Genomic DNA, 23,259 nt, shown 5'->3' with positions numbered 1-23,259 from the left:
AGTAAAATAAAATCACTGCTATTTAATCATTCATTTTGATGCTACACCCTCCTTTTTCGCGTAAATACCTCTCTTTTGACCCGAAAAATTTTGGCTTGGGCCTTATTTTGCTAATTCATAGTAAAGTAATGTATTTATTGCTTTGAAATTCAACGACTGATACAAATTTAGTGCGATTTCATTTGTTTGATCTACTTGTAAAAAAATTGACCTGCAATCAAATTCAATCAGTTTATGAATGGCCCATAATAATAATTCGCGACCTAATTTTTTTCCACGATATTCTTCATAAATTTCCAACCCATAGATTCCACCATAACCAGGCAAAACTTCTAAGCGAACTTCGCCAACCGGTTGCCCATGAAAACTTGCTACATGTCGATGGTTTACTGGATCGGCCTCAGTGACTTCTATACGAAATGGTGAACATTCGAGTAAATTGGGCATTACTTGCAAATACATATCAGATTCTGCATGATGAAAGTTTGTTGGGATTTGTTTGATGAATCGTAAGCCTTCTGCTCCGTTTTTATCGCAAATAAGGAGTATTTTTTGTGTACGTCTTCGCTGAACTTCTTTATCAGCTAAGGAAAAAAGGTGTGTAAAGATTCCTTGTTTGCGATAGTTTGGATCGACCATTCCGTTTACTTCAAGCTCCTCTTCACTAAATGAGCAAATGCCAAGATAACCCACAAGTTTAGTGCCTTGGTAGCAGAGAAATTCATTCAGAGTAGCATCTTCATCAGGAGTTGTAGTTGCTTGTTGTCGCTTGAAATCTAGTTCTAATTTCAATTGAATGTCTTCAAATTCACTACAGCGACTCTCTAGGGAATGGATGTCTTCATATAGACTAGATGTTACGAGTTTAACTGCTTGATAGGTGTATGTTAAATGATCCATTAGTTCCCTCCGATAATGATTATCATCGTTAAAGGAGTGTAACAACAGTCTGCCACACTCCTTTTTATTTATGATAAGATTTTTACAAAAAATGCAGCCCCAAATTGTTGCAAAAACTGTTGACCAATCATTGGTTGGCTATTAGTATTTTGCTCGGTAAATATGGCAAAGTTGTAGTTGCGTTCCTGATACACGATTCTGCCCACATCATGATAAATACCATCTAATGTGCCATTTTTATTATAAAGTTGTAGTTGTGGGATATCTTTTTCGGTGACGCTAGCAAATATGCCTTCACGAAATTGTTGGTTTGCTAATGAATCTTTCATCAAATCATACACGTGTTGATTTGAGCCAGTTTTTGGTTTGAAAATGTCTGCAATCATTCGTGTAGCGTCATGTGCTGAAAGTGTATTTTGTTTATCTGAGTGAAAGTCCATAAAATAGCGTTGCACGTTCGCACTTGGGTATCTATGATGTAGCCAAGATTGCATCGTTGCCATACCATAATAGTCTATTAAGGCATTCGCTGCTGTGTTATCCGAAACAGACAACATTAACTGGATGAGTTCAGCTATTTGCCAAGTGGATTTTTCAGTCAATAAATGGAGTACCCCTGCACCAGCGACACGCGTTTTTAGCGTTACGGTCTTAGAAGTATCGACTTCATGCTCTGCAATATATAGCGCAATTCCTAGCTTAATGGTACTTGCTGCTGGAAATAGTTTTTCTGCTTGGTAGGAAAAAAGTATGTCTTGACCATCTTGTATTAAGATACCCATAGCTAATTGCTCAGCGTAGGTTTCAATCAATCCCTGCCACACATTCACTAAGTCCTCCTCTACTATCATTCCCAATACCTGCGAATCATACAGAGTTCTTTTTGATAGTTCGTATCAATGATATGTGTGATTAATACCTTTGAACCAGGTGTTTGGGAGTGAATCATGAGATCGCTACCTAGATAGACGCCCACGTGATGAATGAATCCTTTTCCCTCTTCATACGCAAAAAATAGTAAATCTCCTGGCAACGCTTCTTCTAAGGTTACTTTTTTACCAGCTAAGGCTTGTTCATGCGCATCCCTTGCAATCAAAATACCGTGTGCTCGATGCAAACTATAAGCAAAACCTGAACAATCAAATCCAGAACCACTAATTCCGCCCCACACATAGCTGAGTCCGCGAAATTGTTTCGCTAGGTGAACAAGATTATTTGCTAAATCTTCTCCGGTAAAGGCGTTTGTTTTTTGGCAATAATGCCGATCAATTGTTGCTTGCCCAAGTGGCGTATGAACCAAGTAATTTGTAGGCCATTCTTCGATAATTGGAAAGACACAGCCAAAGGGATACTCGACCTCAGATGCTAACCCATCACAAAATTTTAAAGGTGCATACTGGCGCGTAATGGCTACCTTCTCTACCTCATCTACCTGATAAGTCAGCGGGATAGAATCCTCGGCTTCTATCCACCCTTCATACCCTTTCTCTTCTCCTACTTTCCCTTGTCCAATTGCTGCGATTTTTTTCCAGCCATCTTTTTCTGTTAAGACTTCGACTGGGTCGCCGAAGACTAGCTCTGAATCAACCAAATCAGCATCATGCAACAACAGGGCATCCTTGCCAGTAAGTAAGCCTAATTCTGCACTAATGGATTGATTCATCGTGGTTAAAACAGCATTTTCTTCTGGTCGTTTCCATAAAAAAACATGGCGTTTCTGAATGATTTCTTTCATGCTCGTCCCTCCTCTAACCAAATGCCTACACCTGCTTGATTGGATAAGGTTAAGGTATTTTTACTGATGGTAAAACCCATCTGTTTTTTCGCTTGCTCAGTTAACTTCCACATAAACGGAACATCTAAGTCGTTATACGCGAGTGTGTTCATACCTGCTGCAAAATGAACGGCTGCGGCCATTCCCCCATATCCTTCAATCATTGAGCCCATCATGCAAGGGATTTGTTCTTTTTGTGCTAATTGAAAAATTTCTAATGCACCTTGGATGCCTGCCGTTTTCATCAATTTTAGATTAAACATATGACAAGCCTTGTGCTGAATCAATGCTTGTGCATCAGCTAAGTTATAGAGACTTTCATCGGCCATAATGGGAAACGTACTGTTTTTCGTCACAAAAGCTAATCCGTCCAAATCATGTGCTTTCACGGGTTGCTCGATAAATTGAATGGGCAAGCCTTTCCAGGATTGGATAATTTCAACTGCTTCACGGGGTTCCCACCCTTGATTTGCATCAATTCGAAATTGAATCTTCCCATCCAGCGCTTGATTCATTGCTTTTAATTTAGCAACTTCTACTTCGGGATCATCTAGTCCCATTTTGACTTTTAGTTCGGTGAAGCCTTGCTTTACATAGCCTTGTGCATCAGCGACCATTTTTTCCTTTGAGCCGATACTGATGGTGTAATCTGTTTGTAAAGACGCTTGCTTGCCACCAAGGTATTGATAAAGTGGTTGTTGCGCTTGTTTGGCTAGAGCGTCAAAAACAGCGATATCAATCGCTGCTTTTGCACTTGTCGCATGAGGAACAAGTTCTTTTAGTTCAGTTAACATATTTATTGGGTGGCTCAATTCTCGCCCCGATAAATACGGTCGATAACATTGTGTAATATCATGCCAGATGCTTTCTTGCGTGTCACCAGTAATTGCAGGAGTCGGTGCAGCTTCCCCCACACCGACAATCCCATTGTCCAGATAGATTTTTACGCGTACAACATCCAATGTCTGCACTTCTCTCAGTGCTGTTTTGAATGGTGTCTTTAGTGCAATTGGAACGAGTTCTGTTTGAACTTCTTTAATCTTCATACGATACGACTCTTTTCATTAATGTTATTTAATATATGCCCATTTGAAATCATATTGCGCACCAGCTGGGTGACTTACGATTCCTTTAAGACTAGATGAACGCAAGTGCGCTTCTTTTGGTTGATACAATGGAACGATACCCATGTCATCATTCAAGATGGTGTCAGCATCGATCATATCTTGCCAACGTTTTGTTTCGTCATTGGCATCTTCATTTGCCGCTGCTGTGACTGCTTTATTGTAATCAGCGTTAATCCATTTGCCGCGGTTATAAGAGCTGTCTTCTAGGAATAAATCCAAGAACGTACTTGGGTCATTGTAGTCAGCTACCCAATTGTTTAAGGCTACTTGGAAATCTCCAGAGTTTACACGATCAAGTCGAACAGTACCAGGTACCGGTGTTAAGTTAACCGTAACGCCTGACAAAGTATCTTCGATTTGAGCTTTCATGTATTGAGTAACTTGTTTCGTTGCATCGGTATCAGATGAAAGGAAATCAAAGCTTAACGATGTAATTCCTAATTCTGATTTTGCTTTTTCCCAGTATTCTTTGGCTTTTGCTTGGTCATAATCCAATGATAGATTCGCATCTTTGGTGAAGTCAGCTTTGGTTTCAGAATTATAAGACATTCCTGATGGCACCAAACCAGTCGATACGACTGAGCCATTACCTAGAATATTGTCAACTAGGCTTGCACGATCGATTGCATATGAAATGGCTTTGCGCAAGTTTGCATTGCGGTATGGTGAATCGCTGGCTGCTTGATTGAATTCCACATAGAAAGTAGCAGCAAGTGGTTCGGCAACGTATTCTTTGTCATCTGCTTTTTGCTTGGCTAGCTCGCCAGTTAGTGAGATATCTTGGGCTTGTCCGTCTTCAAACATATTATAAGCAGTTGACGTCTCTTTGACTACTGAGAAATTAATAGTAGATAATTTAACATTCTTCTTATCCCAATAAGTATCATTTTTTACTAATTTCCATTCTGTGTCGATACCAGGTCCATCGTAACCTTCTAATTTAAATGGTCCATTAAAGATTAAATGGTCACTTGTTGATGCATAGTTTGTACCTTGCTCTTCGATATATTTTTGATTTTGTGGGAAGAATGATGGAAAAGCTAACAGTGATGAAAAATAAGGTGTTGCTTTGTTTAAGGTAATCTCTAATGTATAGTCGTCTACTGCTTTGATCCCAAGTTCAGAGACATCTTTTTTTCCATCGGCTATATCATCAGCATTGACAACATTCGAGAACATAAATGCATATTGTGATGCCGTTTTTGGATCAACAGTTCGTTGCCAACCATAGACATAATCTTTGGCAGTTACTTTATCACCATTGGACCATGTTGCATCTTGACGTAATTTTACTGTATACGTCTTGCCATCAGCCGACACATCTGCTAAACTTTCTGCTCCTGCTGGAACGGCTTGGTTGTCTTCATCTAAACGATACAAGCCTTCATCATAGTTATTAATCATATAAAAGCTTAATGTATCTGTTGCGAGCGATGTATCTGCAGTTGCCAACTCAGAACCGATCAATTGTGTAAATTCTTGCTTTGTTTCACTGGATGTAGAAGTTCCTGTGCTTGATTGATTATTATAACACCCGCCTAATAAGGCTAAACCGAGAATCGAAAAACCGATTCGAGACATACTCCCTTTTTTCATTGCAAATCCCCCTAGATTTTTTTATTTTATTAACTTATTTTCATTAAATTCTAATTAAAAATAACAAAATAGTCAACCAGCACCACCCATTGACAAATTGCTGAAAATGATGCTAGTCCGTTTCCTAGCATCATTTTCGGTCTTTTATTCACAAATCATTCAATAAAAACACTGATATATAAAGGATTTCAACTATTTCATTTTTTATGTAGCGAAATGGGAAACCTCTTTTTTTTCGTTTTTTTGTTCGTATTTTTCATTATTGATAATAATGTTTTCTTTTTTCTATCTGTCACCTTATTTTATTAGCATTTCTTTCATCTAATTCATCTTTTTTTAATAAAGGTATGTCTATCTCTACTATTCTTTGCTATAATTTGAGAAATAAAATTAAACAGAATGGGGTTAAATTATGAAATTGTGGCAACAGATCCAGCGACTAAGCCTGATTCAACAAATTGTTTGTGGCATTATTATCGGAGCAATTTTAGGGACGTTGGTACCTTCTTGGTCTTTTATAACGATTTTAGGTGATTTATTTATTGGTGCTCTAAAAGCTATCGCACCTCTTTTAGTCTTCTTCTTGATTATTGATTCTTTGGCGAAACACAAAAAAGGGACCAAGACACATATGAAGACCGTTATCGTCTTGTACTTTCTAGCAACATTTATTGCGGCACTGACTGCTGTAGTCGCTAGTTACCTCTTTAAAGTGAGTCTTGTGTTACCTGAAGCTGTAAAAAACCAAACAGCGCCAGATAATTTACAAGAAATTTTAAGCGGCATTTTAACCAATGCAGTAGCCAATCCAATTAGCGCGATTTCAGAAGGTAATTATTTAGCATTGTTATTATGGGGCTGTGTCCTTGGTCTAGGTTTCCGTCATGCAAGTGAAGGGACAAAAAAAGTCTTATCTGATATCTCTGAAGTAATCTCAAAAGCAATCCAAGGCGTCATTTTATTTGCACCATTAGGAATTGTCGGGCTAGTCTTTTCGACTATTTCTGAAATTGGCTTAAGCGGTATGGCTGCTTACTTAAAAATTATTTTGCTTGTCGTGGGTACGATGCTCTTTGTGGCATTTGTTGTTTATCCATTAATGGTGTTTTTACTTCTCAGACAAAATCCATTTCCATTAACTTTTTACACGATGAAAGAAAGTGGCATTCCAGCGTTCTTCACTCGTAGCTCAGCTGTCAATATTCCAATTAATATGGAATTAGCTGAAAAATTAGGTCTTGATCGTCAATCGTACTCAATTTCGATTCCACTTGGAGCAACAGCCAATAGTGGTGGTGCAGCGATTACCATTTCCGTTATGACGTTAGCAGCTGCACATACGCTAGATATGCAAATCCCTATCACATTAGCTTTTCTATTGTGTCTATTATCGGCTATCTCTGCTACAGGTGTCTCAGGTATTGCCGGTGGTAGTCTCCTACTGATTCCTTTGGCATGTAGCTTATTTAATATTCCGAATGATACGGCTATGCAAGTTGTGGGTGTTGGATTTATTATTGGCGTGATTCAAGATTCCGTGGAGACCGCGGTCAATTCAGCAAGTGATTTGTTATTTGCGGCTACGGCTGAATTTTATGATTTAAATAAAGCGGGTAAACCTGTCGACGTGAATAAGCGAGTGAAGATCGCTCAAGCAACTCAATTATCTGATACGAACTTTTCATTAGATAACGATTAAAAATAAGCTCACTATCCGAAACGTGCACTCTCGGATAGTGAGCTTATTTTAGTATTCTTAGTAATTCGAAGGTAATTTTATGGGTCGCTGTAATTGTTTCACTATCGACAAACAATGTAGCAATTTTTTCTTTCAAAGCAGGATTTTTTTGTTGTTCTTCTTTAAAATAATCCTGTACAAATATTTTTGTAACGGGTTCTTCTCGTTGATAGGAGAAGGTTTTATTCACCCAAGGAATACCCTCTTTTTCAAGCCATTTTTTAAATTTTTCGAGAATGGCTGGGGCAACGTTATTTGACACAAATTGCTCTAATGGCGTGAAGACAGTATCTTGATCGTCAACCACTTGCAATAAAATAAGTTGGTTTTTCGTCATCCGCAACAAATCATTTAGCTGCTGTAGTGTATTCAATGCTGGATTCATCGCCGAAAAGACGAGCTCATATTGATCTGGATTGGAGTTTGCACAAAATGTTTGTTGATCGCATTGGATGTATTGCACGTTATCATTGGTATGGGTAGCTTGCTTTAGCATATTAGCCGAAAAGTCGACTAGCAAGTATTGAGTGACATATGGGGCAATCGCGGGTAAGTATTTGCCATAACCACCTGCAATATCGACAAATAATTGACAAGGTAAACAGTTGGTTTCAAGCAAATATTGCGCGACATCTTCTACAATTGTTGTAAATGATTCTTGTTGGATTTCATAATACTCATCCGCAAACTCATCCCAAAATTGTCGCTGTTCTTCCAAGTAATCCATTATCACCCTCCTTAAACAAGAATATGTGAGCAATCAGTCAGCTTGAGAGAAAAAAGTTGGCTGATTGCTCATACATGTCTTGGTTAGTTATTGTTCCATCATGAGGCCTTCACAATCAGTGGCACCAAAAAGGGATAATGTGTAAAAAAATCCAGTATTGATCGCTTCCGAGTATTGGAATCAATCGTTAACATGACTGGTGTTTGATTCAAGTCAAAGCTGACAGATTGATTTTGATTTAAGAGAATGGTGTATTTCTGATCCTCATCTTTTTCAAATTCGTAATCAGCGTCTTCCATCGTTGTTATAAAGATTTCATCTAAAATGTACGTACTAATGGTTACTTGAGTAGTAAGGTGCACCAGTAATGAATTCGAGTTATCTAAAAAGTTAGGCAATACTTCAAAGCCAAGCGACTTAAAGTGTGTCAACAAACTGTTCAAATCATAGTTGATGAGTGACAGCTGATTTCTTGAAAAGACCTTTTCTACATGCCAAAGACGGATTAGCTCTAAGACATCTTTTTCTGATACGGTCACTTTCATCGCCTGCGTATCTATGACAATTAATGGCAAGTAGGTTGTTTCAAAACGATTGTCAACAACATTCATTTTAAAGTTTAACACTAATTGGTGTGCATCATTCACACGATAATTCGTTAAAAAATGCTTGGTTTGCCAAGTGTTAAAGGCATCAGCTTTCGCCAATTCAATCGTACGCAATGGCTTTAATAGCTCATACGTGAAGTAGTCCAAAAGATTCGCTCTTGCGATCGCTGAAATAGCGGTATCATGAACGAAAAATTGATTGTAGCCATCTAATAAAGAATCAAAGTCAGCTTCGATCAATAATTTTCGTAATTTCAAGTCAGCAAGTTCTTCTTCTGCCGATTGAATATATTGCAAAATTTCTTCATGCTCTTGTTCTTTAAACAGATAGTAAGAATCTGCAGTGTCATCAACAGCAGGTTGTTGCGTGGCCTCATACGTCGTTTCATCACTACTTTGTTCATCGACGGTCAAAATTTGTTTTTTGACCACTTCTACTGTAACGTCTGTGTCTTTTTCACTCATCCGCGCACCCCCCTCTCATCTAAATATTCTTTCATAAAGGCTTGAAGTTGCGTACTCATAGAAGAAAATGAGTCAAACTGGCGGTTGATTAAGCGCAATTCTTTGGTAATAATGGCACGCTGTAACCGCAATGCTTGATAATGATTCATTAATTTTTCTTTTTGGTTGGCTAGTTGTTGTTTGTCGTTTACAAACCGTTGCAACTCTTCTTGATGAGCAGTTAACTTTCCGATTTGCTGCGTTAGTTCTGCCACATCCTCATCTGTTTTTGAACGATTAAAAAAGCCTTTTGAAGCTTCTTTCTTTTCTTCAAGTGTTTGTCGCAATGTTTGGAGTTGCTCGTCTACTTCCACTAATTCCGACTCCGCTGTGATTGAGCGAGCAGTCAACGCGTCCATTTGCTTTTCTACAGCTGTTAGCGGATTGTCTACATCTGACTGTTGCGTTTGCCACTCTTCTTCAATCTCTGGTAAGACAAAAATCTCTGGAATACTGGCATCTAAACCAATTGTTGGACGCTCATGGTAATAATTTCCTAATTGATAGTATTGCACAGTTGGATTGACTTTTTGCGTTAATTTCATAAAAGGAAAGGCTTGTAAAAAGCTGTCATGCAATTTCTTCATCAGCAACCCGTCAATTTCATGATCTTTATTGGCAGTATTTTTCAATTCTTGATGCAAGCGGCCCTTATAAATTCGGTAAATAGCGGGGATATTTTCTGTTCGAATGGCTTCTTCAAACTCGGTTAAATCCTTAAGCATAGACCCAATGTTTTGTGAGGCGACATCTTTAATTGCTTCGAAATTCGTATCGACTGCCGCATCTTCTTTATATTCTCTAGCTTCTTCTTCCGTCATGCTTAGACCTCCTTTATAATTTACCCTTTTATTTTATCATCAAACACGAAAAAAAGGGATTGAAAACAATCCCTTTTCCTTCCTTTATCATGAATGATTGCTTAAGCAGTTACATCGCGTGTCAAAAAAATGAATTTGTTTTTGTTCATCTCTTGTTAAACGTGTTTCTTCTTTCAAATACGTAAAGACTAATTCCTGGACATCTGGGTTTTCGAGCATTGTTTCATAGCCTTCAAAGATTGCTTGAATGTAGTTTTTATACGCTTGTTTCTTTTTTTGACGTTTTTTCACTGGGCACCATCCTTTTCTCGTTTATCTTATCAAGTGCATTTGCGATTGACAAGGGGTTTTGGTTAATTTTGCCACTGATAGGCTAACCGTTTACCATCCGGAATCGGAAAGACGACCTCACCACAGCAAACAAAGCCACAAGCTAGGGCGACTTTTTGCATCCTGATATTCAGGCGATGTGTATCGATGCGAATATCTGTGATACCATCAGTAACACATTGTGCAACTAAGCTAGCTAAAAAGCGTTTCCCTAGTCCTTTATTGGCCGTGGTAGACTTGACCGCAAAGCGATGGATCGATACATACGAGTCTGTAGGCATAAGCCATCGCCCGTCAATTGCTTCATACACCGGATCGATGCCAGGGATGATTGATGCTACTGCTACGATGGTCTCTTCTTCAAGGACATATGTCCAGCCATGACGAATATCAGCTAGAAATTGTTCTTCTCTTGGGCCATGACCATTTTGCCATTGTGGAGATTGTTGTTGGGCTAGTGCGTGAATACCATCAGCAATAATTGCCATAATGGTTGGCAAATCTTTTTCCGTTGCTTTTCTTAGCTGCATCTTGGTATTCCTCCTAAGAAAGATCTTTTAGTTTTCCTCTAAATTCATCAATAGCCGCGTAGCCTTTTTTCTTCATAATATCAGACAACTCGCGAGCCAGACGATCAAAAATAGTGGGACCTTCTTTGTGTAGTTGGGTTCCGACTTGTAGAACACTTGCGCCACATAGGAGATGTTCAAAGGCATCTTGGCCATTGGTAATACCCCCTGTGCCGATAATTTTTATCTCGCTATTTAAACGCGTTGCAAAAGCACGGACATTGGCTAGTGCAGTCGCTTTAATGAGAGGTCCACCTAGGCCGCCAAAACCATTTTTGGGTTTAATAACGACTTGCTCGAGGTCTGGGTCAATCACAAGGCCGTTTCCGACTGAATTAATCGTATTGACATAAGTTAGCGGGAATTGATTTAAAATGTCAGCCATTTGATCAAAGTGGGCAAAGTCAAAATAAGGCGGCAATTTGACTCCTAGTGGTTTTCGGTAGAAGTCAAACACTTGTGTTAGCAATCGTTCTGTCTGCTCAAAGTCATAGGCTAGCTGAGGCTTACCAGGGACATTCGGACAAGAGAGGTTTAGTTCAGTCACGCCATCAAAGGAGCTAGTTTCAAGTCGGCGCAACATATCTAAATTTTCGGCAGCACTCATCCCAGAGATAGAAAAAAAGCACAATTTACGATACGGTGTGTGAGTGACGTAATCAAGATAATAGTCAAAACCTTTATTCGGCAAGCCCATTGAGTTGATGCTGCCATTTGGTAGATCTATATAGCGTGGTTCGGGATTGCCTGTCCGTTGTAGCGGCGTACAGCTTTTTGTAATAAACGCACCCGCTGAAGAATGATACAGTTCATTCAATTCCTCTGTGGTCATACAATGGACCCCTGACGCATTCATAAATGGATTTTCAAGTTCATGATTGGCAAAAACAGTTTTTAGCATAACAATTCTCTCCCTTAGTTTTTCTAAGTGTAGCTTTTTTACAGCTAGATGGCAATACAAAAAATGGCGGAGCGAATCTGTTTTTTTTTAGACAGATTCGCTCCATCGGCTTTCTAGTTTAAGATTGGACTCTTTTTTTCGCTGTTGATAGCATGAGACGAATGCGATTTAACTGGTTGACAATCGAAACACCTGGATCATAATCAATTGGAGCGATATTGGCTTGAGGATAGCGTGCCCGTAGTTCTTTAAGCACCCCTTTGCCTACAATGTGGTTCGGCAGACAGCCAAATGGTTGCAAGCAAACAATGTTATCGACCTCTTCGTCCAGTAGCTCAATCATTTCGGCTGTCAAAAACCATCCTTCCCCCGTCTGGTTCCCAATCGATAAGACCCGACTTGCTTTTGTAGCTAACTCTTCAATCGGAGAAGATGGACAAAAACGAGTTGAATCTTGTAAGGCACGATTTAAAGGTTGTTCGACGACACTTACTAGTTTCAATAAGACTTGCGCTGTCCGCTTGCTCTTTACTGACATTCCAAGGTGTTGTTCTTTCCAGATTTGATTGTATAAGGAATAGTTCATAAACCCTAGTATGTCAGGAACAACGACCTCTGCCCCTTCTAACTCAAGCAAGCGAACAATATTATTATTGGCAATCGGTGAATACTTGACCAAAATTTCGCCGACAACTCCCACTTTTGGCTTTTGGCAGTCCTTGATAGGCAGTTCATCAAAATCATGGATGATTTTTTTAATGGTACGATTAAATTGTGTGAGTGAGCCATTTTGGACATTGGCTGCAACTTTTTCGAGCCATGCTTGGTGTAATTGATCCGTACTACCAGATTTGACTTCATACGGTCGTACTCGATATACCAAGCGTTCAAATAAATCACCATATAAAACAGCTAGTAAGACTCGTTTTATCATCTTGTAGGAATAGGTGAAGCCCGGATTGGTTTCGACTCCTTGATTACCAAAGGAAAGGGAAACGACCGGAACATTCTCAAACCCTGCTTCTTTTAATGCTTTACGTAACAGTGGAATATAATTGGTGGCCCGGCAGCCCCCACCTGTTTGGCTCATCAGCACGCTAACATTATCTAAATCATACTCTCCACTTTGCAAGGCTTTGATTAGTTGACCAATCGAAATAATTGCCGGGTAGCACGCGTCGTTGTTTACATATTGTAAGCCAGTGTCAATCACGCTTTCATCATCGGGGAGCCCCACGATATGGTAGCCCGATGCCCGCATCGCCACGTCAAACAAGCCATTTTGATGGATTGGGCTGAGCATAGGCATAAGCAGCGTATGCTTTTTGCGCATATCTTTCGTAAACACAATTTTTTCCGGTAGGTTCGCTGTATGAGTAGGAGCATGGGTCGTTTTTTCACGAGCACGGAGCGCAGCTTTTAGCGAGCGTACACGAATACGGACTGCGCCTAAGTTTGCGCCTTCGTCAATTTTTAAGACAGTATACAGTTTGCCTGCTTGTTCCATAATCTCAGCTACTTGATCTGTAGTCACTGCGTCAATCCCACAGCCAAATGAATTTAGCTGGACCATTTCTAATTGCGGGCATTTGGCCACGACATGTGCGGCTGCATAGAGACGTGAATGATACATCCACTGGTTCACCACACGTAGAGACTTGACTTCAGCCAAGTGTGCGATGCTGTCTTCGGTTAAGACGTGAAAGCCTTCTTGTGTAAGTACTTCTGCGATGCCATGATTGATTTCCGGATCAAGATGATACGGTCTACCAGATAGCACGATGCCATTTTGATTCGTCTGCATTAGCATCGCAATGGTTTCTTCACCTTTCGTTTGAATGTCTTGTTTTGCGGCTGCTAGTTCTGTAAATCCATGCTGCAATGCTTTAGTGATATCTCCTCTTGATAGTTGCAAGTCAGCAAACGTAGCAGTCAAGGTAGCAATCATGGATGATTCATCTGCTAGATTTAAGAAAGGATTGCGGTAATCGACTGCACCAGAGCGAATTTCTTCCACATTCATCCGAATCAAATCAGGGTAGCTTTGAACAATAGGACAGTTAAAGTGATTATCCGCCGCTTGTCCTTCATTTTGCTCAAAAATAATACTAGGATAAAAAATAATTGGTACTTGTTGCTCAATCAATGTCTGGATATGTCCATGCACCAGTTTAGCTGGGTAACAGACGGTATCGCTAGGGATGGTATCAATCCCCTTCTCGTAGCATTCTTTGGTCGAATGTGGCGATAAGACGACTCTAAAGCCTAAGTCCGTAAAAAACGTGTGCCATAGCGGATAGTTTTCATACATATTTAACACTCGAGGTAAGCCAATTTCTCCGCGAATGGCTTCTTTTTTTCGCAAGGAACGATACTTGAATATCCGCTTTAACTTATAGTCATATAGATTGACTTTGCGGTCTTCACGATTAATTTTGATCCGTGCACCGCGCTCGCAGCGATTCCCTGTGATAAATTGACGACCATCTGAAAATAGCGTAATCGTTAGTAAACAGTTGTTTTCACAGAGACCGCAATGTGTGAGCTCTTTCGTTGCTTCAAAGGTCGCTAATTCATTAGCTGTTAATAAGGTCGTATGCTCCCCTTCTTGATAAGCGCCCTTTGCAATCAATGCCGCACCAAAGGCTCCCATTAATCCAGCGATATTAGGACGGATGACTGTTCGACCAGTCACTAATTCAAATGCGCGTAAGACAGCATCATTGTAAAATGTCCCTCCTTGACAGACGATCCGTTCACCTAATTGCTCAGGTCGACGCACTTTGATTACTTTGTATATAGCATTTTTAATGACGGAATAAGCGAGTCCTGCTGCGATATCGCCGACTGATGCCCCTTCTTTTTGGACTTGCTTCACTTTTGAATTCATAAAGACTGTACAGCGAGAGCCTAAGTCAACTGGATGAGCCGCAACAATCGCACCTTGGACAAATTCTTCTAAAGGATAATGCAAGGATTTAGCGAAGGTCTCAATAAACGACCCACACCCTGAAGAGCAAGCTTCATTTAATTGAATGGCAGATAGTGCGCCATCTTTGATCGTCATAGCCTTCATATCTTGACCGCCAATATCTAAAATAAAATCAACACCTGGCAAGAAGAAATTAGCAGCTTTATAATGCGCCATGGTCTCGACTTCACCAATATCGACTTTTAAGGCATGCTTAATCAAGTGCTCACCGTAGCCCGTGACTGCGGCTTTCGCAATCGTGACCGCTGTAGGGAGCTGTTGGTACAATTCGGTCAAAATCGCAATCGTCGTCTCTAATGGTTGTCCTTCATTGCTACCATACCAAGAGTACAAAAGTGCACCCTGTTCATCAATCAATGCTACTTTCGTGGTAGTTGATCCGGCATCAATTCCTAAAAAGGCGCGTCCTTCATAGGTATCTAATTCGCGTTCTTTTACGGTGGCTTTTTCGTGACGAGCAACAAATGCCTCTCTGGCAGCCTCGTCTGCGAATAAGGGCGCTAAGGTATCACTTTGTTTGGCGCTTTGTGGATTCGTCTCTAACTTGTCTATAAATTCGCTTAATCGCATAGTTTTTTTCTCTTCTTGGGCAAAAAGCGCTGCGCCATATGCGACAAAAAGTTGAGATTGCTCAGGAAAGATGACCTGATCCATCGACAAGTCTAATGTATCAATAAATCGTTGCCTTAACTCTGATAGGAAATAGAGTGGTCCTCCTAGAAAGGCTACATTTCCTTTGATTTTACGACCAGATGCAAGTCCAGCGATTGTCTGATTGACGACCGCTTGGAAAATACTTTTTGCAATATCTTCTTTTGCTGCTCCTTCATTAAGTAAAGGCTGAATATCCGTTTTTGCAAATACGCCACATCGAGAAGCAATCGGGTATATCGTCGTTGCGTGTTTTGCAAGCTCATTTAGACCACTTGCATCCGTATCTAATAATGAGGCCATTTGGTCAATGAATGCACCTGTCCCACCAGCGCACGTTCCATTCATCCGTTGTTCCAAGGAGCCTTCAAAAAAAGTAATCTTGGCATCTTCTCCGCCTAGTTCAATCACCACATCGGTTTGAGGAATGAGTTCTTCTACTGTACGCGTACAAGCGATGACTTCTTGGATAAAGGCTAATTCGCAACTCTCTGCAAGCCCAATTCCACCAGATCCTGTAATAGTAAGGGCAACATCTTGGTCGCCGATTTCTTTCAAAGCTGCACGAATCATTTTTTTTGTTGCCTTTTTCACATCTGAATAATGACGTTCATAGCAAGAATACAATTCGTTCTTTTCTTGATTGATTACCATCATTTTAACTGTGGTAGAGCCTACATCTATACCAGCATATACGTGCATCGTTGTCACCTACCTTTAAAATTTCCAACAAATGTTGAATATCCAACAGCGCGTTTGTTATACTATTCACGTAAAGTGTAGTGATATTCCTAAAAAAATGCAACAATCAAAGAATAGGAATCTGTGAGATAAACAACAATTTAAAGCGTGTGTCGGAAAAAGGAGGAGAAAAATGATGAAAAAAGTCGATTTACGTGTTAAACGAACGCATAAAATGATTATTGAAGCCTTTATTCGCTTAGTGGAAGAACGTGGCTACGATGATTTGACTGTGCAAGAAATAGCGGATGAGGCCATGATTAATCGAGCAACCTTCTATGCTCACTTCAAAAACAAGCAAGATTTATATGATTCTATTTTTCACTCAACCATGAATGTCTTTGTCTCCGTTCTTGATCCAGATCAAATCGTAAAAGGCAATCGTTTAAAATTAAAACAAGTGGAATTTGTTTTGACAAATATTTATCAACAAATCAAAGAAAACAAAGTCTTTTTCATTACTATTTTAGAGTCTTCTGATGACCAGCGCTTACGCAAACAAATCCAAGCAATTCTAGAAGTCCAGTATGCACATATTTTCTCACGCTTAAAAATTACGGAAAATGATTTAGAAGTCCCAATTGATTTTATTATTGAATATATAACTTCTATTTTCTTTGCGACGCTTCATTGGTGGATTACTGCGGATACGACTATGGATGCGAATAGTTTAGCCAAATTGGTCATTAAGTTAGTCGGTAATGGACACTTAACCGTTTTAGGAATTGAAGTCGATCATTAAAAAGAGGAATTGACAAACGTGTTTAGCTTCGAGCGATAATCCCAGAAATTTCGAAAAGCATGCGCAACTTGATTACGCTTTTGTAGATCATTTATTCATATTAAAGGAGTGTGACAAATTTTCGTCACACTCCTTTAAATAGATTATCCGTCTTCTTCATCTTCCCAAAGTAGCTTTGGGGTATCGATGCTATACAAATGTACAAGTAAAATACCAATACCAACGCCACCAACTAACACGCCTTCACCAATATTTTCCCTACTAACGACAGAGACAACAGCAAACATCAAACACATGAACACAACAAGTGCAGCTAGTGAAGCAAAAACTAGTTTCATAAGGATTCCCCCAAACCCAGCTATAATGAAAACGCTATCTAATATTATCATAGCACTTTTTTGCACATTTAAAAGCCTTTTATTGCTATTGTTATAAAATCGTCTTATACTAATACTAGTTTCTCGCGGTCATGGCGGAATTGGCAGACGCGCTAGCTTCAGGCGCTAGTGATAGCAATATCGTGGAAGTTCGAGTCTTCTTGGCCGCATACAGGTTCATTAGATGAGCATCATCTTCTCTTCTGAAGGTTGTGTTCGTCTTTTTTTATTTTCTCTTTACAAAAGCGAACATACGTTTGTATAATGGGTATAAGAAATAGATTGGAGGCATAGAACATGAATTTCAAATACGAACTGGAGCCTACAGGAGATTATGCTTTTATCGATATGAAAAGTTTTTATGCCAGCTGTGAATTGGTAGCTCGTGGACTTCATCCTCTAAAGCATCTCTTAATCGTTATGAGTACTACAGATAATACGTCCGGTTTAATCTTAGCGAGCTCTCCGATGGCCAAAAAAAAATTAGGTATCAAAAATGTGACTCGTAGATGGGATTTACCGACAGTTGGGGAGAATCCTGCAATGAAAAATCTGATTATCGCCCCTCCTCGCATGAATTATTACATTCAAGAAAACTTAAAAATTCAGCATGTATTACAAAACTATGCCCCAGATGAAGATATTCTCTGGTATTCTATTGATGAAGGTTTGATTGACTTGTCACGTTCATTAAATTACTTTGTCCCGGGTGTATTAGACCGAAAAACAAAACTAGCGATTGTCTGTGATCGCATACAACAAGACATCCAAAAAAAACAGGGATTTTTTCTACGGTAGGGATGTCCAATAGCAATCCGTTACTCGCCAAATTAGCACTCGATAACGAAGCAAAAACGGCTCCTTCCCTACGAGCATCTTGGAACTATAGTGATGTGGCCGAAAAAGTATGGCAGATACCACAACTAACAGATTTTTGGGGTATCGGGCATCGCACGGCGGCAAGATTGCATCGCTTAGGGATCTCTTCGGTTCATGAATTAGCCAATAGTTCTCCGCAATTGTTGCAGCAAACCTTTGGCGTGATTGGCTTGCAGCTGTATCACCATGCCAATGGAATTGACCGCACCAAGTTGTCCGAACGCTATGTGCCAAAAGAAACAACGATTGGCAATAGCCAAATTTTACCTAAAGATTATACCAGTTCAGAATTGCTTGTTGTTATTCGTGAAATGGCGGAACAAGTCTCGATTCGTATTCGTCGGAAACAGTTAAAAACAACATCCATCCATCTCTTTATCGGCTATAGTCGCGATGAATCTACGAAAGGATTCAGCCGCCAAATGAAAGTTGATGCGACCAACGCTTCTAAGCCATTAGCAGAATCGCTCCTTCATTTATTTCATAAGTTTTACGATGGAACTAGTAAGATTCGCCAAATTGGTGTCAGCTACGGCAAGCTCGTGCCTGCTAACGGTACGCAGTTGACTTTATTTGACGAACCTATCACGCAGCAAAAAGAGGAAGACTTAGAAGTGATTTTGGATCGTATTCGTGAAAAGTATGGTTTTTCAAGCATCATGCGGTCAAGCTCGCTACTACCCGATGCGCGTAGTTTAAAGCGGGCGAATTTAGTTGGTGGTCATGCCGGTGGAGCTGGTGGTCTAGATGGTCTTTCCCCACTGAAAAAAGAAGATGTTTCTCATGGCTGAGTCCTTTATGTCGTACCATCCTGATCCCTATGTTCGTTCGTATACCGACCGCGGCACAATGAAGTGGTTAGGCTTTTATTTAAGTGAACATACAGCACAGATGCAACTAGATAAAAATGAACGCACGACCATCGTCCCTCGCTACCAAGCAATGACGACACAAGATTGTCTTGTTATTTTATTTGAAAGCTACCAACAGCGCCGCCCTGTCCAACTACAACTCAATGTGTTAGTAGCAGAAGGACAAAGTGATTGTTTATTAACAGGAATTGTGATGGGTATCGAGGATAGTAGTCTATTTTTACTGACTGACGCCCAAAAAATGGACATACTTGATGTAACTACTATCAAATATGTCGCTTTCTTATCTGATTCAAAATGGAGTGATCTAAGATGAGCTTAACCAATCGATCATTGTCGTTTGATTATTTCACTAATAATGCAGAGCAATTTACAAAAGACTTTACCAATTATGTTGTGACAGAAATCCCCTTTTTTGCCTTACAAGATGAACTGTTGCATCTAATGGACAAACGACAGATTACGCACTTTAAAATTCCTAGTTACAAATGTATTGATCGTAAGGACCATATCTTTTACTTTCGCATAGATACAATTAATGAGTACAAAGAAATGAAAGTCTATCATTATTTAGGGATGGATTTATATACTTGAGCTTTATGTTTTCTTTCTCTTTTTTAAGTTTGACCTAATGATTGCTTTGTATGATGTTTTTGTGGATGAACTTGGTGTTTCCATACGAATGATTGTGTTTCAGCACAGCACAATCATTTACTAACGTTTCGGTGCAGGTTCGATTCCTGTCATCCACTTACAGAAGTGACGTAATTTGGCTTGTAAGGTATAATGAAGAGGACTAAAAAGGAGGAAAAAGAATGAAAAAAACGAATTTTTTTGTTGTCTTTTGGCTGTTACTTGCCCTTATTTCATTTATTACTTTTCTTATTTTTTTTCATACGCTATGGGATACACTTTCCTATCTTTTGTTTCCAGCAACTGGTGATGAATACATGATGTCTACCAACGAAATCAATCGCTCTTTATTTGCCACCGTACCGATGATTTTACTGGTAGCTGGTGCATTTGCTGTCTCTTTAAAAAATGGACTGAAGCTTTATCATAGCCTTTAAATGATGGCTGTCTTATCCTGTCACTCTTGCTTTTTTTCTCAACGGACAGAGTGTCTCTGCCGATTTTTAATAAGGAAGTGATAAAAATGATGATGAGTATGGGTATTGGCTTAATTTACTACTTGATTGGGGCTTTTGTTTTATACGGTATTATCCGACTAGGAGTAAAACATGGTATTCAAGATACACAAAAGGACAAACAAAAAGATCAATGGTAGCACACTACTTGAAAGGAACTCTGATAGACGTTCATAAGCTAGAGGCATTTTTAGATTTAGCGCAGTCACTCAATTATACGAAGACCGCTGAACATTGAAGCAGGCTTTGACACCAAAGAAGTTCTTTATTATACAAAAACAGAGCATCCCTAATAAGGACGCTCTGTTTTTGTATAAAGGGTTGTTACTCGCTTAATAAGAATACCGCTTGGTTTCGAAGTATTTAGAGAGCAAGGATAACAAATAACAAATAACAAAATAACCCAACGTCAATGCGACGTACATAGGAATAACATAGTTTGAATTTTGACCATAAATAATCTTTGCATTATGCGTAAATTCAGGTAAAGAGATAATGACTGCTAGCGATGTATCTTTTACAAGAGAAATTAACTGACTGACAATTGCTGGCACCATTGAACGAAACGCTTGCGGAATCATAATGGAGAACATCACTTGCAGATAGGTCAATCCTGTAGATAAGCCAGCTTCCATTTGACCTTTAGGCACCGCATTTAGACCGGCACGGAAAATTTCTGAGAGCATCGCGGATTCAAAAATTGTTAAAGCGATGACTGCTGACCAAAAGATGTCAAATTTGATCCCTATCTGTGGCAAAGCAAAGTATGTAAAGAAGATGATCAATAACAACGGTAAATTACGGATAATATCGACGATTAGACCGACAATTCGTGAAACAAAGGGAATCGCTGAAAAACGAAGTGTCCCCATAATTGCCCCAAATAAGAAACTCAAAATAATTGAAACGAGCGAAACTTCAATGGTTACGATCAAACCGTCCAATAAGAAACGCAAATTAATAAACGAAAAAGCATCGAAAAAACTCATTTGTTCTCCCCCTTTCTACGAGCGCACCGCCCATTTTTTCTCTAAATAGCTCATATAATATGACAATGGCAATGTTAAAATTAGATAGAAAATACCCACAATGATATATGTATCGAAGGTATTAAACGTCGTACTAGCAATCAAATCACCTTGGTACATAATATCTAGCCCTGCAACCATTGCCAAAATAGAAGAATTTTTAATCAAATTAATAAATTGTCCTCCTAGTGGCGGAATCACAATTTTAAATGCTTGTGGTAACACAATGTAGCGCATTGTTTGCCAATAGGTAAATCCCGAAGATAAGCCTGCTTCCATCTGACCTGAGTGGACTGTTTGGATCCCTGAACGAACTGTTTCTGCAATAAACGCCGATGTATAAATCGTTAAACCAATCGTTCCAGCTTGAAACCCATCAAAAGGAACCAAATAAAGAGGAATTACGACATAAAAAATCATCACAATAATTAGCAAAGGCACATTTCTAAAAAATTCGACATACGCTTTGGCTAGTCGTCGTATTACATTGTTTTTGGACAATTGTAAAATCGCCATCAATGTTCCGATAATCAAACTTGCAATCAATGCGATGAAGCTTGCAAGAATGGTGTATTTGAATCCATCTATAAATAACGATGCATTGTTTTGAAATAATTCAAGCATGTACGTTTTCCTCCTTATTCAGCTTTCCCACTGTCATCATTAGGGAACCATTTGTCATAGATTTTGTCATAGGTTCCATTTGTATCCAATGTACGTAATGCATCATTAACGGCATTTAAAAACGATTCTTGTCCTTTATTGATAGCAATTCCATAAGGCTCATTGGTGAACGTACCACCAACTAAAGTATAGTTGTCATTTTCACTAGCCATTCCTAACAAAATCGCATTATCCGTTGAAACTGCGTCACCTTGTCCTGCCTGCAACGCCGTAAATGCTTCTGAATAATTTTCCATTTCTAATACTTTCACATCAGGTGCTGCTTTACGAATATTATCAGCGGAAGTCGAGCCTTTCACGACTAATACTGTGTCGTTGGCTGTCAAATCTTTAACATTCGTAATCGGACTTCCTTTGGCTACTAAGAGAGATTGCCCAGCATCAAAATAGACATCTGAGAAATCAACTTGCTTTTTCCGTTCATCAGTAATGGTCATCGTAGCAATAATCGCATCAATGTTTCCGTTTTTCAGCAATGGAATCCGTGTCTTCGATGTCACCTCGACGAAGACTGCATTGCCATCACGTCCCAAAATTTCTTCAGTAATCGCCTTGGCAATATCAATATCAAACCCCTTCACTTCTCGTGATGAAATGTCCATCAAACCAAAAAGTTTGGTATCATTTTTAACTCCCCATACAATTTGATTGGTTTCCTTAGCCGTCGTTAAAATATCTTGTGAAGCGGCACTAGAGCTTTTACAGGCACCCAATGTTATGACTGTGGCTAAGAGGAGCAACATAGTATATATTTTTTTCATCTGAACGCCCTCCTCCTAGTGATTGATTACCTTACTAATAAATTGTTGCGCTCTTTCTTCTCCTGGATTAGCAAAGAATCCTTTGACATCACGACTATCTTCAAGTACTTCCCCTTCAGCCATAAAAATAATCCGATCGGCAACTTCACGCGCAAAGCCCATTTCATGGGTAACAACAATCATCGACATGCCTTCTTTGGCTAATTTTTTCATAACATCAAGAACATCACCAATCATTTCTGGATCTAGTGCAGAAGTCGGTTCATCGAATAATAAGACATCTGGTTTCATGGCTAATCCTCTAGCGATGGCTACCCGTTGTTGTTGACCACCTGATAACATAGATGGATAAGAGTCTTTTTTATCCCACATACCCACTCGTTTTAACAATCGCTCTGCCATTGCATTCGCCTCAGATTCAGACTGTTTTAATACTTTTAATGGTGCTAAAGTAATATTTTCCATTACAGTCTTATTTGGGTATAAATTAAAATGTTGAAAAACCATTCCAATATTTTTACGAATCTCAGTTAATTTTGTTTCCTTACTTAAAATGTTGGTTCCATTAATTAACAATTCACCTGAAGTGATAGTCTCTAGTCCATTAATGGTACGTAACATTGTGCTCTTTCCTGAACCAGATGGCCCAATGATAACCACGACTTCCCCATCTTCAATCGCTAAATTAATATTTTTTAGTGCATGGAATTTGCCGTAATACTTTTCTACATTCTTAAATTCAATCATTAGAACGCCTCCGTTTTTCGTTTATTAATTTTATTTTAATAT

Annotated in this window: 23 protein-coding genes, 1 tRNA gene and 1 pseudogene; 8 read left to right on the top strand and 17 right to left on the bottom strand. The window is 39.3% G+C overall.

Translation table 11 applies throughout. The features are described from left to right. Positions 1-102 precede the first annotated feature (102 nt). The 5 genes from HMPREF9088_RS05990 to HMPREF9088_RS05970 form a co-directional block, all read right to left on the bottom strand. Positions 103-900 (bottom strand): GNAT family N-acetyltransferase, encoded by a 798-nt coding sequence (locus HMPREF9088_RS05990; RefSeq protein ID WP_007208270.1) that lies wholly within the window; start codon positions 898-900, stop codon positions 103-105. Positions 901-968: 68 nt separating this feature from the next. Beyond that, positions 969-1,730, bottom strand: coding sequence for a serine hydrolase (locus tag HMPREF9088_RS11450; protein WP_052607485.1), 762 nt, complete (start codon positions 1,728-1,730; stop codon positions 969-971). Positions 1,731-1,747: 17 nt separating this feature from the next. Further along, positions 1,748-2,635, bottom strand: a complete 888-nt coding sequence (locus HMPREF9088_RS05980) for a C40 family peptidase (RefSeq protein WP_007208268.1) — start codon at positions 2,633-2,635, stop codon at positions 1,748-1,750. Next, positions 2,632-3,720 carry a dipeptide epimerase gene (locus HMPREF9088_RS05975; RefSeq protein ID WP_007208267.1) on the bottom strand — a complete coding sequence of 363 codons (1,089 nt, stop codon included), beginning with the start codon at positions 3,718-3,720 and terminating at the stop codon, positions 2,632-2,634. Before HMPREF9088_RS05975 ends, HMPREF9088_RS05980 begins: the two co-directional genes overlap by 4 nt. Before the next feature lie 24 nt (positions 3,721-3,744). Next, positions 3,745-5,397, bottom strand: coding sequence for a peptide ABC transporter substrate-binding protein (locus HMPREF9088_RS05970; protein ID WP_007208266.1), 1,653 nt, complete (start codon positions 5,395-5,397; stop codon positions 3,745-3,747). A gap of 418 nt (positions 5,398-5,815) precedes the next feature. Here HMPREF9088_RS05970 and sstT point away from each other — a divergent pair, with 418 nt between their 5' ends. Then, a complete protein-coding gene (gene sstT, locus HMPREF9088_RS05965; RefSeq protein WP_040367301.1) occupies positions 5,816-7,096 on the top strand; it encodes a serine/threonine transporter SstT in 1,281 nt (426 codons plus the stop codon). A gap of 43 nt (positions 7,097-7,139) precedes the next feature. Here the strand turns inward: sstT and HMPREF9088_RS05960 are convergent, their stop codons facing one another. From HMPREF9088_RS05960 to HMPREF9088_RS05930, 7 genes are all read right to left on the bottom strand, one after another. Next, the gene (locus HMPREF9088_RS05960; RefSeq protein ID WP_007208264.1) at positions 7,140-7,862 is read right to left on the bottom strand and encodes a methyltransferase domain-containing protein; all 723 of its coding nucleotides are present in this window, start codon (positions 7,860-7,862) and stop codon (positions 7,140-7,142) included. Positions 7,863-7,960: 98 nt separating this feature from the next. Next, positions 7,961-8,935 carry a hypothetical protein gene (locus HMPREF9088_RS05955; protein WP_007208263.1) on the bottom strand — a complete coding sequence of 325 codons (975 nt, stop codon included), beginning with the start codon at positions 8,933-8,935 and terminating at the stop codon, positions 7,961-7,963. After that, positions 8,932-9,795 (bottom strand): hypothetical protein, encoded by an 864-nt coding sequence (locus tag HMPREF9088_RS05950; RefSeq protein ID WP_007208262.1) that lies wholly within the window; start codon positions 9,793-9,795, stop codon positions 8,932-8,934. The genes HMPREF9088_RS05955 and HMPREF9088_RS05950 overlap by 4 nt, the downstream gene beginning before the upstream one ends. 87 nt (positions 9,796-9,882) lie before the next feature. Next, positions 9,883-10,086 (bottom strand): hypothetical protein, encoded by a 204-nt coding sequence (locus tag HMPREF9088_RS05945; protein ID WP_007208261.1) that lies wholly within the window; start codon positions 10,084-10,086, stop codon positions 9,883-9,885. Positions 10,087-10,148: 62 nt separating this feature from the next. Continuing rightward, complete coding sequence (locus HMPREF9088_RS05940) at positions 10,149-10,655, bottom strand: GNAT family N-acetyltransferase (protein ID WP_007208260.1); 507 nt, start codon at positions 10,653-10,655, stop codon at positions 10,149-10,151. A 13-nt stretch (positions 10,656-10,668) separates the two neighbouring features. Further along, positions 10,669-11,595 (bottom strand): dihydroorotate oxidase, encoded by a 927-nt coding sequence (locus tag HMPREF9088_RS05935; RefSeq protein WP_007208259.1) that lies wholly within the window; start codon positions 11,593-11,595, stop codon positions 10,669-10,671. A gap of 118 nt (positions 11,596-11,713) precedes the next feature. Next, positions 11,714-15,940 carry a 2-hydroxyacyl-CoA dehydratase gene (locus HMPREF9088_RS05930; protein WP_007208258.1) on the bottom strand — a complete coding sequence of 1,409 codons (4,227 nt, stop codon included), beginning with the start codon at positions 15,938-15,940 and terminating at the stop codon, positions 11,714-11,716. Between the two features lie 172 nt (positions 15,941-16,112). Here HMPREF9088_RS05930 and HMPREF9088_RS05925 point away from each other — a divergent pair, with 172 nt between their 5' ends. Beyond that, positions 16,113-16,721: a TetR/AcrR family transcriptional regulator gene (locus HMPREF9088_RS05925; protein WP_007208257.1), complete on the top strand. Its 609-nt coding sequence runs from the start codon at positions 16,113-16,115 to the stop codon at positions 16,719-16,721. Between the two features lie 143 nt (positions 16,722-16,864). Here the strand turns inward: HMPREF9088_RS05925 and HMPREF9088_RS05920 are convergent, their stop codons facing one another. Further along, the gene (locus HMPREF9088_RS05920; protein ID WP_040366534.1) at positions 16,865-17,059 is read right to left on the bottom strand and encodes a hypothetical protein; all 195 of its coding nucleotides are present in this window, start codon (positions 17,057-17,059) and stop codon (positions 16,865-16,867) included. Positions 17,060-17,184: 125 nt separating this feature from the next. Here HMPREF9088_RS05920 and HMPREF9088_RS05915 point away from each other — a divergent pair. The 6 genes and pseudogenes from HMPREF9088_RS05915 to HMPREF9088_RS12535 all read left to right on the top strand — a co-directional run bounded on the left by HMPREF9088_RS05915 (position 17,185) and on the right by HMPREF9088_RS12535 (position 20,137). After that, positions 17,185-17,268: transfer RNA gene (locus tag HMPREF9088_RS05915), tRNA-Leu, on the top strand. 127 nt (positions 17,269-17,395) lie between these two features. Continuing rightward, positions 17,396-18,768: pseudogene (locus tag HMPREF9088_RS05910) on the top strand (Y-family DNA polymerase). Further along, positions 18,761-19,165 (top strand): hypothetical protein, encoded by a 405-nt coding sequence (locus HMPREF9088_RS05905; RefSeq protein ID WP_040366533.1) that lies wholly within the window; start codon positions 18,761-18,763, stop codon positions 19,163-19,165. The pseudogene HMPREF9088_RS05910 and the gene HMPREF9088_RS05905 overlap by 8 nt, the downstream one beginning before the upstream one ends. Further along, complete coding sequence (locus HMPREF9088_RS05900; protein ID WP_007208252.1) at positions 19,162-19,443, top strand: DUF5960 family protein; 282 nt, start codon at positions 19,162-19,164, stop codon at positions 19,441-19,443. The genes HMPREF9088_RS05905 and HMPREF9088_RS05900 overlap by 4 nt, the downstream gene beginning before the upstream one ends. Positions 19,444-19,664: 221 nt before the next feature. Beyond that, on the top strand, positions 19,665-19,919 hold the full coding sequence (locus tag HMPREF9088_RS05895; RefSeq protein WP_007208251.1) for a hypothetical protein: 255 nt from the start codon (positions 19,665-19,667) through the stop codon (positions 19,917-19,919). Positions 19,920-20,005: 86 nt separating this feature from the next. Then, complete coding sequence (locus HMPREF9088_RS12535) at positions 20,006-20,137, top strand: hypothetical protein (RefSeq protein ID WP_276326767.1); 132 nt, start codon at positions 20,006-20,008, stop codon at positions 20,135-20,137. A 192-nt stretch (positions 20,138-20,329) separates the two neighbouring features. On the opposite strand, the gene HMPREF9088_RS05890 is transcribed toward HMPREF9088_RS12535, so the two are convergent. The 4 genes from HMPREF9088_RS05890 to HMPREF9088_RS05875 are packed head-to-tail and all read right to left on the bottom strand — an operon-like array spanning position 20,330 to position 23,217. Further along, entirely contained in the window at positions 20,330-20,986 is a 657-nt protein-coding gene (locus HMPREF9088_RS05890) for an amino acid ABC transporter permease (protein ID WP_007208249.1), read from the bottom strand. A 15-nt stretch (positions 20,987-21,001) separates the two neighbouring features. Next, positions 21,002-21,649 (bottom strand): amino acid ABC transporter permease, encoded by a 648-nt coding sequence (locus tag HMPREF9088_RS05885; protein ID WP_007208248.1) that lies wholly within the window; start codon positions 21,647-21,649, stop codon positions 21,002-21,004. Between the two features lie 14 nt (positions 21,650-21,663). Continuing rightward, a complete protein-coding gene (locus HMPREF9088_RS05880) occupies positions 21,664-22,470 on the bottom strand; it encodes a transporter substrate-binding domain-containing protein (protein WP_007208247.1) in 807 nt (268 codons plus the stop codon). A 15-nt stretch (positions 22,471-22,485) separates the two neighbouring features. Next, positions 22,486-23,217: an amino acid ABC transporter ATP-binding protein gene (locus tag HMPREF9088_RS05875; RefSeq protein ID WP_007208246.1), complete on the bottom strand. Its 732-nt coding sequence runs from the start codon at positions 23,215-23,217 to the stop codon at positions 22,486-22,488. Positions 23,218-23,259: the final 42 nt, after the last annotated feature.

The organism is Enterococcus italicus DSM 15952 (assembly GCF_000185365.1).
In the GTDB taxonomy this organism is placed as follows: domain Bacteria; phylum Bacillota; class Bacilli; order Lactobacillales; family Enterococcaceae; genus Enterococcus_G; species Enterococcus_G italicus.
This window is presented reverse-complemented; position numbering and strand designations above follow the sequence as displayed.

Excerpts from the sequence above, each read along its gene's own strand:
- HMPREF9088_RS05940 (WP_007208260.1), bottom strand. The coding sequence starts at position 10,655 with ATGCAGCTAAGAAAAGCAACGGAAAAAGATTTGCCAACCATTATGGCA.
- HMPREF9088_RS05900 (WP_007208252.1), top strand. The coding sequence starts at position 19,162 with ATGAGCTTAACCAATCGATCATTGTCGTTTGATTATTTCACTAATAAT.
- HMPREF9088_RS05875 (WP_007208246.1), bottom strand. The coding sequence starts at position 23,217 with ATGATTGAATTTAAGAATGTAGAAAAGTATTACGGCAAATTCCATGCA.
- HMPREF9088_RS05975 (WP_007208267.1), bottom strand. The coding sequence starts at position 3,720 with ATGAAGATTAAAGAAGTTCAAACAGAACTCGTTCCAATTGCACTAAAG.
- HMPREF9088_RS05970 (WP_007208266.1), bottom strand. The coding sequence starts at position 5,397 with ATGAAAAAAGGGAGTATGTCTCGAATCGGTTTTTCGATTCTCGGTTTA.
- HMPREF9088_RS05925 (WP_007208257.1), top strand. The coding sequence starts at position 16,113 with ATGATGAAAAAAGTCGATTTACGTGTTAAACGAACGCATAAAATGATT.
- HMPREF9088_RS05980 (WP_007208268.1), bottom strand. The coding sequence starts at position 2,635 with ATGAAAGAAATCATTCAGAAACGCCATGTTTTTTTATGGAAACGACCA.
- HMPREF9088_RS05950 (WP_007208262.1), bottom strand. The coding sequence starts at position 9,795 with ATGACGGAAGAAGAAGCTAGAGAATATAAAGAAGATGCGGCAGTCGAT.
- HMPREF9088_RS05960 (WP_007208264.1), bottom strand. The coding sequence starts at position 7,862 with ATGGATTACTTGGAAGAACAGCGACAATTTTGGGATGAGTTTGCGGAT.
- HMPREF9088_RS05935 (WP_007208259.1), bottom strand. The coding sequence starts at position 11,595 with ATGCTAAAAACTGTTTTTGCCAATCATGAACTTGAAAATCCATTTATG.
- HMPREF9088_RS05905 (WP_040366533.1), top strand. The coding sequence starts at position 18,761 with ATGGCTGAGTCCTTTATGTCGTACCATCCTGATCCCTATGTTCGTTCG.
- HMPREF9088_RS05885 (WP_007208248.1), bottom strand. The coding sequence starts at position 21,649 with ATGCTTGAATTATTTCAAAACAATGCATCGTTATTTATAGATGGATTC.
- HMPREF9088_RS12535 (WP_276326767.1), top strand. The coding sequence starts at position 20,006 with ATGATGATGAGTATGGGTATTGGCTTAATTTACTACTTGATTGGGGCT.
- HMPREF9088_RS05955 (WP_007208263.1), bottom strand. The coding sequence starts at position 8,935 with ATGAGTGAAAAAGACACAGACGTTACAGTAGAAGTGGTCAAAAAACAA.
- HMPREF9088_RS05990 (WP_007208270.1), bottom strand. The coding sequence starts at position 900 with ATGGATCATTTAACATACACCTATCAAGCAGTTAAACTCGTAACATCT.
- HMPREF9088_RS05920 (WP_040366534.1), bottom strand. The coding sequence starts at position 17,059 with ATGAAACTAGTTTTTGCTTCACTAGCTGCACTTGTTGTGTTCATGTGT.
- HMPREF9088_RS05895 (WP_007208251.1), top strand. The coding sequence starts at position 19,665 with ATGAAAAAAACGAATTTTTTTGTTGTCTTTTGGCTGTTACTTGCCCTT.
- HMPREF9088_RS05880 (WP_007208247.1), bottom strand. The coding sequence starts at position 22,470 with ATGAAAAAAATATATACTATGTTGCTCCTCTTAGCCACAGTCATAACA.
- HMPREF9088_RS05930 (WP_007208258.1), bottom strand. The coding sequence starts at position 15,940 with ATGCACGTATATGCTGGTATAGATGTAGGCTCTACCACAGTTAAAATG.
- HMPREF9088_RS05890 (WP_007208249.1), bottom strand. The coding sequence starts at position 20,986 with ATGAGTTTTTTCGATGCTTTTTCGTTTATTAATTTGCGTTTCTTATTG.